The following is an 11,167-nucleotide window of genomic DNA, read 5'->3' on the forward strand; positions in this document are numbered from 1 at the left end:
AATGTAGCTTTTCTATTATCGGTGGATGCAAATCGAAATTTGCCAAAGTATTTTCACCCAAGCACCCAGGAACTTCTGGTTCGATCAAATATTGACTCACTTTATTCTCCCAAAGAAAGCTAACGCCGCATTAAGGTGTGAGCGACGTTTGGCTATACTTGAGCGAAGCGAAAATGCCAAGCGTTGCGAATCACTCTTAAATGCTTTGTTAGTTGCACAATGCGCACTGAATTTTTTGTTTATTTTCAGTGATATATTCTATGTCATCTAGATAGGCTTGAAGATGACCTTGCTCTATATTTTCAGCAAAGGATTCATTGCCATTTTCGGCTTCACTACGCATGAAGGACACTAAAGCCTGTAATCGCTGAACCATAGCATCAGCTAATTGCTCTCTTTCTAATTCAGTTGCACCGTAACTATCACAGAACAACTTAGCTCTAGCCACCTGCTCTGAGATTGTGCCTAGTTTATCATTGCTGTCAGTTTTGAAAGGAGACCAACAATAGACCGAATATGCTAAATCCCATATTCTTGGTGCAGGGTGCGCCGTGTCGAAGTCAAACACACCAACAACTGTATTTTCTAATAGAGCAACATTGTATGGGGTAAAGTCACCATGACAGATAACCTCGAATGGTTCTCTCGGCTCTAACATCCATCGGTGTGCATTAACATCAATTTGTTCCAAGAGTGAAACTGTTGAGTCATGTATTTTACGTAATAATTTACCCGCAGACACGAGTGCATCATTTGTTGCGATTGCGCCAACTAGCGGATAATTGTAGGTATTACCTGCGACAAAACTTAAGATTTCTTGGTTTCGATTAACACCTAGAAACTTTGGTATTTCATCTACCTTTGCTCGCTCAAGATGCTTCAAAATAAGATGAATTGTAGAACTCCATGACTGAAGAGGTCGATAGACGACTTCACCATCTCGATATATTGCAGATTCTCTTCCGCCTGATAATTCTTCCACGATACCTCCCTGTGCAACTAACGCCCTGTTAAGGTGTGAGCAACGCAATACCGAAGCTGCTGCATACCACCTTAAACACTAAAACCAACGCATAGTAAAAATGCCACGCGTTGCGAATCACTCTTAAACAGTTTGTTAGGGGCGTGCTTCAGCTTGCGAACAAGTCTCCTTGCCCTTTTTCCAAAGTTCTTTTGTGTCTGTAAGCCAAGCCTTGAGGCGTTTGGCTTATTTGCTGACCATTGATATTGTCTAATACAGTTTCGACCGAATACCCTGTTATAGCGATTTCACCGACTTCGTCTAATTTGCTATGAATGTTTAAAGCACACTTGATCGCAGACCCATGTTGAAAACTAATTCTTTCGTCTAGTACATCTTGTTTAAACACTTGGTCTTTCATTGTGAAACTAATAGTTTCGCCATCAAAAACACCTTTCCATTTGTAGTTACCCTGCTTCAACACTGGAGAAACAATTTCAATAATTGCTTCGTCAACCGTTTCGACGGGTAGTACGTTAGAACTTAAGATAAAGCGCTTAAAGCTACCGCGTACCACCTCAGTTTCAGGGCTAACCTCACTACCGTCAGATGTGAGACCATTTACACCTAACTTAGTGACTTTACTGTATGTGTTTAAATGCTTGAATAGATTAGAGCGTCGAGTGATAACCTTGTAGTTTTCATTTACTACTTCGGCGACTTTTGTGACTGTTTCAGATTGGACTTTATCTTCTGCTATCTCTGCTTTTAAAGCTTGAATCCTCAATTTTCGCTCTTCGATACTCAAACGAAGGTCTTCTTTTTGAAGGCGCTCCAATTCCGAATCTGATTTGGGTAGCAAAGGGACAGCTATAGCTGCAATGCCAACAATAACAGAAAGAACACCAGCGTTTGCGTTAGCTAGCTGCCATATGTCACGAAGCCCACCCTCTCTGTGTGCTTCGCATTCGATTAAGATGCTTTCATCAAGTGTTTTGGCGATCTCTGTGAGTATCGCAATAACTTCGGCTTCACAACGATTGCGCACCAATGCATCCATTGTGTGAGAGTCATCGCCGAAATAGTAGTGCATTTGAAATTTATTAGCTAAGTGTGGCTTATTCATATATTGCATCCATAGAGTCCACAGTCAATATGAGGTCTAAAAGCATCACTTTCAAATGCAACCATGTGATTATTATCAAATTTTCAGACAAAGCCCCTAACGCCCAATTAAGGTGTGAGGCACGCAATACCTATGCCGCCGCATACCGCCCTAATCACTAAAATTCACGCATAGCAAAAATGCCACGCGTGCCGAATCACTCTTGAACAATTTGTTATACGAATTTCTCCTTCAGTGCCAGCACTTGTTGTTCAAATAACTCACAATCTGACTTTGAGTATGACTTAGCGACATTAACCCATTGAACGCCCGTTTCATCTATATGGCGAAACTCGACTTGAAGCGCATATTTAGAACAACGAAGAAGAGCAAAAACGAAACCTACAGCCGTCAAACTAAGAACTAAAACTTGTAGCCATTGCGGTGCCTCTTCAAAGCTTGGAATGGCTAACCAAACAGCCCCTGAAAAAATAAACACCCAGAATAACACTTGACCTAAATTATCAAGAAAACTTAACTTTTTAACCCTAGCATTGTTTATCTTAGACAAAGCATATGAGTCTTTCTTAAACCTGAACTCTTTTGAATCCAAGCTAAAATCAGTACTCTTGTACATAAATTCCCTCTATTCGTATAACGCCGCATTAAGGGGTGAACAACGCCACCGCCCAACCTAAACCATTGTGCCGTAAACACTAAAGCTGATTCAAACCAAAACTGCCAAGCGTTGTGAATCCCTCTTGAATGCTTTGTTAGGCTTTTTCCACCAAGTGCTCTTTACTCTTTAGCTTGCTGTAAAGTGAGTTAGAGTCTTTAAACCAAACAAGATCATAGAACTCATTGTTGGAAAATCGGAGTTTTACCTTTGGTGTACCAAGATATTTTGAGTACTTCACAGACACAATTTCTTCGTGATTTCGCTTAAAGTTGTAACCTGAGTCTTGGTGACGAAATTCAACCCCTACGTTGTTCACTATAACAATGTCACTACGATGATTATGTAAAGCATTGCCATAGTGCTTATCTATAAACCTCAATACGTACATAATAAGTGCACAAATCACTAAGCCTTTAGTAAAAGAGCCATTCACAACAAAAATTGTAGGTTTGAAATATAAAGCAACTAAGCAAGGAATAATAAACCCATAATTAAGCCACTTTAGCAATTTCAGCCGCTGTTCTAAAAACTCAATATCGCACTTATATTCCATTTACTATTACCTAAAGCCTAACGCCTTGCTAAGGTGTGAGTAACGCAATACAAAAGCTACCGCACAGCGCCTTTATCACATAAGCCACCGCAAAGTAAAAATGCCACGCGTTACGAATCACTCTTAAGCAATTTGTTAGTACATGCGCTACTTCTATTTGTGCACTCCAAGATATTGAAAAGTGGCATGATATGAAAGGCTTTGAACACTGAAGTGAGACGGGCTGCTACAAAACTTTACCCCGATTAAAAGACGAAAGTTGGTTAGAAGAAAAATGCACTGCACTGCCCTACTTTCACAGGCTTCAAATTAGAAAAAGATTCGATCCTCGCACTCCAACGGCAGCACCAAAGAAAGACAATTCTGACGTAGTAAAGACCACGAAAGAGAAGAAGCGCCAAAGAAATAGGCTAAGAGTTAGAAACCGTAAACGGTGAAATCAAAGCAAACACTCCGCATATAGTGCCACCGGAAAGAACGTGAAAGGCACAAGCTGAAAGGTGTAAAGACGAACGCCAAAATAGATAAACACCAAAACTTATGACCTTTGATGCCAAACCCGTACTAACGCTCTGTTAAGGGGTGAGCAACGCAATACCTAAGCCACCGCACACCACCTTAATCACTAAAGCCAACGCATAATGAAAATGCCACGCGTTGCGAATCCCTCTTGAACAGTTTGTTAGGTGCGTAGCCAAAGTTGGTAAAAGTCTGTTTCATCGTGCTTGGGATTCTTGCGCACGGACTCCCAACCATGGTGCTTATAGAATGTGAGAGCTCGATGGATCGCGACCTTCGGCTTGGAGATCTTTACAGATGGTTTCAACAATTGCTCGAATACCAATACCCGCTAGGATAAATTGATCATTTTCTAACGATAAAACCGTTTCTTTGTATATTTGTTGAACAGTATAGGGAAGCAAGTGTGATTCTAAAGATTTAACCCCTTCCACGCGTCCTGGATAATACTTAATAGTTTCAGGGTGATACGGACCTTCATGGTCATATTCAACATCTTCAGAAAAAGTTGAAACAGTTCGAAAAGAGACTGTCTGGCAGACTAAACACTGAATTGTCTGATTCTTGCAATGCCAATCAACTGAGTTACCGCCTCCACAGTCTTCACTTCCATCCTTATCAAAGGATGACACAATTGAGTGTAGTGTAAGTCCAGAGCACTCTTTGCAATATAAACGCTGTTTATCTTCTTCATCTGTAGACAATTTATACGTTTTCGTAATTTCACCCATCGATACCTCCATACTCTGACGGCTAACGCCTTGCTAAGGTGTGAGTAACGCAATACAAAAGCTACCGCACGACGCCTTAATCACATAAGCCACCGCAAAGTAAAAATGCCACGCGTTACGAATCACTCTTAAGCAATTTGTTAGTACATGCGCTACTTCTATTTATGCGCTCCAAGATATTGAAAACTGGCATGATATGAAAGGCTTTGAACACTGAAGTGAGACGGGCAGCTACAAAACTTTACCCCGATTGAAAGACGAAAGTTGGCTAGAAGAAAAACGCACTGAATAGCCCTGCCTTCACTGGCTCCAAATTAGAAAAGGATTCGTTCCTCGCACTTCGACAGCAACACCAAAGAAAGACAATTTTGACTTAGTAAAAACCACGAAAAAGAAGAAGCAATAAAGAAATAGGCTAAAAGTTAGAAACCGTAAACGTTGGAATCAAAGCGAACACTCCGCATATAGTGCCACCGGAAAGAACGTGAAAGGTACAAACTGAAAGGTGTAAAGACGAGCGCCAAAACAGATAAACACCAAAACTTATGACCTTTGATGTCAAACCCGTACTAACGCCGCATTAAGGTGTGACGCACGCTTGGCTATACTTGAGCGAAGCGAAACCGCCAAGCGTAAGGAATCACTCTTAAATGCTTTGTTAGGCTTGTAGTTCCAACAACTGCTCAGCCCCAGAGCTTTTCACGATTTCGAAGCCCAATTTCAAATACAGTTGCTTAGCTGGATTCGTTTCAATCACGCTTAACCCAACCTTAGATTTCGTTGTTTCCGCTTTAGCAACTAAGTCGAGAATTAGCTTACTGCCTATTTTCAAACCTTGAAACTCAGGAGAAATCTGAATTTGAACCAAATACCAATAGTTAAGTTCTTCGGTGTATGTGGCTTTGAACAACCCAATAGGCTTACCATCCAATTCCACGATTTGTGCATGAGAAAACTCGAAGCGTATTCGCTTTTCATACTCTTCAGTACTCGTTGACATACCTACTTCTTCTAGATACCGCCTCATCGTTTTATCACGTAATGACAGCAAGAAAGGAATATCTGTCTCACTCGCCCGTCTAAGGGAAATATCCATGTTTCCTCCAAAAGCCTAACGCCTTGTTAAGGTGTGAGGCACGCAATACCAGAGCCTCCGCAAACCACCTTAAACACTAAACGCAACGCATAGTAAAAATGCCACGCGTGCCGAATCACTCTTGAACAATTTGTTAGCAGTCAATTATTTCGACACTCTCATCTATATTTATACTCCCTTTAAGTAAGACATGCGGTGTTCTGAAATAGAGAAGAGGGCTAGCTCCGATAGATATTTGTTGCGCATAGTAACGCTCAGTTTCTGGCGGCAAGTCTGACATATCACTGAGCCGAGCAACATCAAACTTGAAGTAATCACTTTCTTTAGCAGACCACTCACCAAACTTTTGCTCTTTTGACCAAAAGAAAGTGCTATTGCATTCGTCCAACCCTAAGTTCAACGCCTCGAATCTAAAATAGCGCCCTAAATTCGATAGCTGTAGACCTTGTTCTATCAAAGCTTTTTTAATCTTATGAGGATTTATCGGACTTAAATGAAGTACGTCATTCCAGAGACAGTCTAGAGGTAATACCCTACGCTCTAATGCTCCCTCTCTGTATCGATATTTCTTCACGTGAAACTGATACAAGTTGTCATGCACTTGTTTCAACTCATTGAGTGGAAACAGCATATTGCCTTGTAAATTGACAGGTACTCTGTGGTATAAATACATATTTAAATCCACCCATTGACTGCTAACGCCCTGTTAAGGGGTGAAGCACGCAATACCTATGCCGCCGCATGCCGCCTTAACCACTAAAATCAACGCATACCAATAATGCCACGCGTGCTGAATCCCTCTTGAACAGTTTGTTATGAGCGTACTTACGTTGCCCACTTACCAGACAAAAAGTTTGAAACAAACGAGGATAAGTGCAACTGTGACAAGACCAATCCAACCGATTGTTCGTGTTACTGTTTCCGGTGATTGTGTATTGAAATGCGGAAATAAAATGGCCCCAAAAGATAACAGTGGCACAAAACCGTATAATTGCCCCATTTGTGATGACGTGCCCGAAGGGAAAGGCGGAACAAACAAATACAAAATCGTATACGCAATATAGGCAAGCATTGCAATACACGCATCCTTTACCGACGTATCACTTTCTCCATACCAAAAGTAGAAAACCACAATGACACAAAAAACAGCCACACTGATCAACAGAACTATCTCCTAATTACCCTTTAGCTCATAACGCCCTGTTAAGGGGTGAGCAACGCAATACTGAAGCCGCTGCATACCGCCGTAATCACTAAAACCAACGCATAGTAAAAATGCCACGCGTTGCGAATCCCTCTTGAACAATTTGTTAGCTTAAATTATGTAGCACCAAGCCACACCACCCCAAAACATAATATTCAAAGTCCAGACCATCACACTTTGGATAGGGAGCATATGAAAAACTAACTGTGGACATGCCCTAAGCTCTCTCAGCGAGAACAACATTTGAGGCTGGAAGTCCCAACTGGTAGCTAAACGCAGACCTCTTTTAAAGCGAGGATGATTCACCAAATATTCGGCGTAAGATGAATAAATTGTCCACAATCCGAAAAGACCAAACAGCTCAATTATCGAGATAACTTCCAAACTAAATGGCAATAATGAAGGTCCACCAATGAGTAAAATACCTGCAAATATCCATTTTTTACTTCTCATTACACATCCTTGTTAATGATTTAAGCTAACGCCGCATTAAGGTGTGAGCAACGCGACCACAGACCTAAACCTTACCACCGTAAACACGAAACCCAACGATGGAATGAAAAATGCCAAGCGTTGGGAATCACTCTTAAATGCTTTGTTATGTTAATTTTTTGATGAGAATTCAACTTCTTGAGGTGTGTTTCGATCTTTTTCGCAGATAACGACGGTATTGGCGAGTTTGTCGTGCCACCCCTGTTTACGCTTGTCCCAAGCCACCCAAAATATACCTAGTCCAAGAGGGATTGTCGCTAGGATATACCCAAGGTATCTTACAATATACTGTTGAAGGGTAGGTTTATCGCCAGTTTTAGCGTCTACAATTTTCGCTGATATAGCCATTTTACCTGGTGTCGCTTGACGATAAAGCCAGAAACCAATGATCGCTACCAATGGAAAAATCCAGCTTAAAATCAGGTCAGCGAAGCCTTGTACTAACGCATCGTTGTCAAAATATGCCCAGCCATAAACCGCTACTAGAATCGGGTATGTAAGGACACAAATTATCACAGTATCAATTAGACTAGCACCAACTCGAGGCCAAAAACCTGAATATTCGTACAAATCACTCATTTTCGCGGGAACATTATCTTTCATATTATTTACCTAGTTTATATAACCAACGTAAATGCATGATACGTAATGTAATTTCTTTCTCAAGACAATATTCAATTAATTGCAACACGCTTCAATTAACATAACGCCGCATTAAGGTGCGAACAACGCAAAACACCTAACTCAAACCATTGCACCTTAAACACTAAAACCAAGTTTAAACTGAGATCGCCAAGCGTTGTGAGTCACTCTTAAATGCTTTGTTAGGCGCTTCACGCAAATAGTTAAAATTGGATTTAGAAAACCACCCTTTGGGAAAAAGAAATACACGTAAGCCACTGAATTTAATTAAAACCCAAATGCTAAAGCGGCTAAGCACCTGAAACCCACTGCAACCCAAAACACCAAAGAAATTGGCAAATCAGCGCATAGACATGGAATTTGGAAAAGCTAACTTTCAGGGCGAAGTTTCAGCCAATAAATCCGTTTCGACGATAGACAAACTTGAAGCGATTTGAGCCAAAGAAATTAACAACAAACCGACTACAAAACTCAATGAGGCAACCTGCAAACTTTGACATGTTTTACAGGTTGAGTGATTCAAGAACTTGGGTAGATAAGGCCAAATTGCCGAAAAACCAGAACAAATGGCTAAAGAAAAATTAGTGATTTGAACCAAGAAATTTCTTACTGCGCCTAACGCCCTGTTAAGGTGTGAGCAACGCAATACCGATGCTTCCGCATGCCACCTTACACACTAAACGCAACGCATAGCAAAAATGCCACGCGTTGCGAATCACTCTTAAACAGTTTGTTATAACACAGTTTTACACGTCATCTTCCGATAAAATTTGACGACAATTACGAACTGTTAGTACGCGAATTTCGTGACTTAAACTGTAGATAATACGATAGTGACCAAAGATGATTTCACGATAATTCGTATGGGGCATTTCAGGAACAAACCGCCCCATTTCAGGCATACTTCCAAGGAGTTCAGTTTTATCAAAAACTTCGTTTACCCACTTCTCTGCCGCAGGTGGATTATCCAAAGAAATAAACTCCGCTGCATCACCTAGTTTCTGAAGTGCTAATGGAGACCAGACTACTTTCATTTCTTAATGCGCCCAAGTACTTGAGCACGCGCATCATCATTGGAAACACCGAGACCAGAAGCTAACTGAGCTTCTGCTGTGCGCATTTCTTCCAGTAATTCGATTTTCTCTTGCATTGCTTCATACTCAGCAACATCGAGAACAACAGCAACACCTTTGCCACGTTGCGTAATAACCAATGGACGACGAGTCTCATTGATTTGTTTGATGTATGAAGCTACACCGGCACGAAACTCAGATAAAGGCTGAATATCTTGATCGAAATGAATACGACTCATATTGAACTCCCATTAGTACAGAATAACGTACAAATAATAGTTCAACTAATCCTTTTGAGCAAGAAGTTGATTCTGTGTTATAACGCCGCATTAAGTGGTGAGCAACGCATACCACCGAACCTAAACCATTGTGCCGTAAACACTAAAGTTGAATTAAACCAAAAATGCCGAGCGTTGGGAATCCGTCTTAAATGCTTTGTTAGCAGTACTTTACTGAATTTATCAGCTGTACAATTTTTTCTCGATAGTATTCGTGTGGCGCTGAACGATATTTTGGATTATTAATACACTGCAATTTGTAAATAATATCTCCATACATTCGACTTTGAGTAAATCCCATTAACTCTAGTAAGGCAGACGGTGATTTAAGTTTGAGAAAGCAGCTTTTTGAAAGTGCTACCTTGTCATGGAAATGTTCATGATGAAGCTCACCTATAACCCTACAAGCACTTTTATAGTTCACTTTGTTCCCGATGATCTCAAAGCAGTAGAGTGAAAGAATAACCAAGTCGGTATAGTAATAATTTACATCAATGTCATCTTGGTTCAATGTGACTTCTTGTAAAATAACTCCCCCACTAATACCCGCAGTCAAATTAGACCACATAGAATGCTTACGCATTTGGTGTAGCTCGGGACGCAGTACACCCTTAGCTATATCCCAAGACTTAGTGGAGGAATCAACCATTGTTGATTTGACCTGAACCTTTCTGCTTATATCTTCAGAATCAAGGACTAAGTCATAGCCATTATCATCGACATCAGTACGGCAAGCTTTAAGGTAGTACCCCTTCATCGCATAGGCTAACTGTAGATCAAACAATAATTTGTTCATTAACATCGACTCACGGCGAATCGAATTTTCAGGCTCGTAGAAAAAACATCTCGATTTGTCATGTTCCATACTGATTTACCACCGTGTACTGCTAACGCCGCATTAAGGTGTGAGCGGCACTTGGCTATACTTGAGCGAAGCGAAACTGCCAAGCGTTGCGAATCACTCTTAAATGCTTTGTTATGCAATTACTCCCACTCAACCACGGAACCAAATAAGCAATGAAGAAACAATGCGCCTTCGTCGTTTAAATAGTAATTAGGTGTAGAAGAACCAGCTAATGTAGGTACAGATACAATTACAAGTCCATGAGATGCTAGAGCATGACCAACAGATCTAGCGACTTGCCTTTCACTCTGCTCTTTGAGTAACTTCAACTGATAACAATTTAAGCTGTTAACCGCAGATGAAAACTGCATAAAGTGTTCATAATTCACAGCACCACGCACGTAAGCAGAGAAAACTGTCCCTATTAATGAAGGCTTTTCAATATCATCTGATGCGTTCAGCAACAGCAATAAGTTATCATTAACTCTAGCTTGATGTTCGGAATCTTCAGATAACTTTCGGAAGAACTCATCCCTTTCAACTGTGGATACTTCCCCCAGATGGAATACGAATTTTTGTAGCTTTTTAATGAAATAGTAATCGCTAATACTACATCCGAAGTTTTTGAGTTTTACTATCAGCCCTAATAGAGGAATATTGCCGAGCAACTCGTCACTAATCTGCGTGTCTAAAAAAGCTTCTGTTAAGTCTAAAGCAGCATCAACACCATCTTTTCTATTGATTGTTTTAATTAGCTCATTACCCACTTTCTTCTCCAATTGCATAACGCCCTGTTAAGGGGTGAGCAACGTAATACCGAAGCCGCCGCAAACCGCCTTAAACACTAAAACTAACGCATAGTGAAAATGCCACGCGTTGCGAATCCCTCTTGAACAGTTTGTTATGCTCGTGCTCAAAGAAATTGAAGGACTAAACAAGCTATAAACGCTGGCAGACCAGCTATAAAGAAAACTAAACCTGTCTGGTAGT

At 40.8% G+C, this 11,167-nt stretch carries 13 protein-coding genes and 1 pseudogene; all 14 read right to left on the reverse strand.

From position 1 onward, the window contains the following. Positions 1–208 precede the first annotated feature (208 nt). Positions 209–982: an aminoglycoside phosphotransferase family protein gene (locus F7Y48_RS23150; RefSeq protein ID WP_258507660.1), complete on the reverse strand. Its 774-nt coding sequence runs from the start codon at positions 980–982 to the stop codon at positions 209–211. A 148-nt stretch (positions 983–1,130) separates the two neighbouring features. Continuing rightward, positions 1,131–2,087 carry a hypothetical protein gene (locus tag F7Y48_RS23155; RefSeq protein ID WP_069550648.1) on the reverse strand — a complete coding sequence of 319 codons (957 nt, stop codon included), beginning with the start codon at positions 2,085–2,087 and terminating at the stop codon, positions 1,131–1,133. Positions 2,088–2,301: 214 nt separating this feature from the next. Continuing rightward, a complete protein-coding gene (locus F7Y48_RS23160; protein WP_047010329.1) occupies positions 2,302–2,703 on the reverse strand; it encodes a hypothetical protein in 402 nt (133 codons plus the stop codon). A 136-nt stretch (positions 2,704–2,839) separates the two neighbouring features. Further along, complete coding sequence (locus tag F7Y48_RS23165) at positions 2,840–3,298, reverse strand: hypothetical protein (RefSeq protein ID WP_258507666.1); 459 nt, start codon at positions 3,296–3,298, stop codon at positions 2,840–2,842. A gap of 682 nt (positions 3,299–3,980) precedes the next feature. Further along, positions 3,981–4,079 (reverse strand): annotated as a pseudogene (locus tag F7Y48_RS23170) (N-acetyltransferase); the annotation flags it as partial. Next, positions 4,060–4,548, reverse strand: coding sequence for a hypothetical protein (locus F7Y48_RS23175; protein ID WP_316685437.1), 489 nt, complete (start codon positions 4,546–4,548; stop codon positions 4,060–4,062). The pseudogene F7Y48_RS23170 and the gene F7Y48_RS23175, both read right to left, overlap by 20 nt. Before the next feature lie 658 nt (positions 4,549–5,206). Next, positions 5,207–5,644: a GNAT family N-acetyltransferase gene (locus F7Y48_RS23180; protein WP_225462245.1), complete on the reverse strand. Its 438-nt coding sequence runs from the start codon at positions 5,642–5,644 to the stop codon at positions 5,207–5,209. Positions 5,645–5,777: 133 nt separating this feature from the next. Then, complete coding sequence (locus tag F7Y48_RS23185; protein WP_258507671.1) at positions 5,778–6,329, reverse strand: hypothetical protein; 552 nt, start codon at positions 6,327–6,329, stop codon at positions 5,778–5,780. Between the two features lie 630 nt (positions 6,330–6,959). After that, positions 6,960–7,301 carry a hypothetical protein gene (locus tag F7Y48_RS23190; RefSeq protein WP_069537329.1) on the reverse strand — a complete coding sequence of 114 codons (342 nt, stop codon included), beginning with the start codon at positions 7,299–7,301 and terminating at the stop codon, positions 6,960–6,962. Between the two features lie 150 nt (positions 7,302–7,451). After that, positions 7,452–7,943 carry an RDD family protein gene (locus F7Y48_RS23195; protein ID WP_005377021.1) on the reverse strand — a complete coding sequence of 164 codons (492 nt, stop codon included), beginning with the start codon at positions 7,941–7,943 and terminating at the stop codon, positions 7,452–7,454. A 785-nt stretch (positions 7,944–8,728) separates the two neighbouring features. Beyond that, positions 8,729–9,016, reverse strand: a complete 288-nt coding sequence (locus tag F7Y48_RS23205; protein WP_015296903.1) for a type II toxin-antitoxin system RelE/ParE family toxin — start codon at positions 9,014–9,016, stop codon at positions 8,729–8,731. After that, the gene (locus tag F7Y48_RS23210; RefSeq protein ID WP_000086647.1) at positions 9,013–9,294 is read right to left on the reverse strand and encodes a type II toxin-antitoxin system Phd/YefM family antitoxin; all 282 of its coding nucleotides are present in this window, start codon (positions 9,292–9,294) and stop codon (positions 9,013–9,015) included. The genes F7Y48_RS23205 and F7Y48_RS23210 overlap by 4 nt, the downstream gene beginning before the upstream one ends. Positions 9,295–9,493: 199 nt before the next feature. Further along, the gene (locus tag F7Y48_RS23215) at positions 9,494–10,198 is read right to left on the reverse strand and encodes a hypothetical protein (protein WP_316685436.1); all 705 of its coding nucleotides are present in this window, start codon (positions 10,196–10,198) and stop codon (positions 9,494–9,496) included. A gap of 119 nt (positions 10,199–10,317) precedes the next feature. Beyond that, complete coding sequence (locus F7Y48_RS23220) at positions 10,318–10,944, reverse strand: hypothetical protein (RefSeq protein WP_237285455.1); 627 nt, start codon at positions 10,942–10,944, stop codon at positions 10,318–10,320. Positions 10,945–11,167: the final 223 nt, after the last annotated feature.

Origin of the sequence: Vibrio sp. 2-1-2a (assembly GCF_032648565.1) — a bacterium.
Lineage (GTDB): Bacteria > Pseudomonadota > Gammaproteobacteria > Enterobacterales > Vibrionaceae > Vibrio > Vibrio diabolicus.

What these genes read in the sequence shown, in the direction of transcription:
- F7Y48_RS23205 (WP_015296903.1), bottom strand. Translation starts at nt 9,016, where the DNA reads ATGAAAGTAGTCTGGTCTCCATTAGCACTTCAGAAACTAGGTGATGCA.
- F7Y48_RS23160 (WP_047010329.1), bottom strand. Translation starts at nt 2,703, where the DNA reads ATGTACAAGAGTACTGATTTTAGCTTGGATTCAAAAGAGTTCAGGTTT.
- F7Y48_RS23195 (WP_005377021.1), bottom strand. Translation starts at nt 7,943, where the DNA reads ATGAAAGATAATGTTCCCGCGAAAATGAGTGATTTGTACGAATATTCA.
- F7Y48_RS23155 (WP_069550648.1), bottom strand. Translation starts at nt 2,087, where the DNA reads ATGAATAAGCCACACTTAGCTAATAAATTTCAAATGCACTACTATTTC.
- F7Y48_RS23190 (WP_069537329.1), bottom strand. Translation starts at nt 7,301, where the DNA reads ATGAGAAGTAAAAAATGGATATTTGCAGGTATTTTACTCATTGGTGGA.
- F7Y48_RS23165 (WP_258507666.1), bottom strand. Translation starts at nt 3,298, where the DNA reads ATGGAATATAAGTGCGATATTGAGTTTTTAGAACAGCGGCTGAAATTG.
- F7Y48_RS23175 (WP_316685437.1), bottom strand. Translation starts at nt 4,548, where the DNA reads ATGGGTGAAATTACGAAAACGTATAAATTGTCTACAGATGAAGAAGAT.
- F7Y48_RS23215 (WP_316685436.1), bottom strand. Translation starts at nt 10,198, where the DNA reads ATGGAACATGACAAATCGAGATGTTTTTTCTACGAGCCTGAAAATTCG.
- F7Y48_RS23210 (WP_000086647.1), bottom strand. Translation starts at nt 9,294, where the DNA reads ATGAGTCGTATTCATTTCGATCAAGATATTCAGCCTTTATCTGAGTTT.
- F7Y48_RS23180 (WP_225462245.1), bottom strand. Translation starts at nt 5,644, where the DNA reads ATGGATATTTCCCTTAGACGGGCGAGTGAGACAGATATTCCTTTCTTG.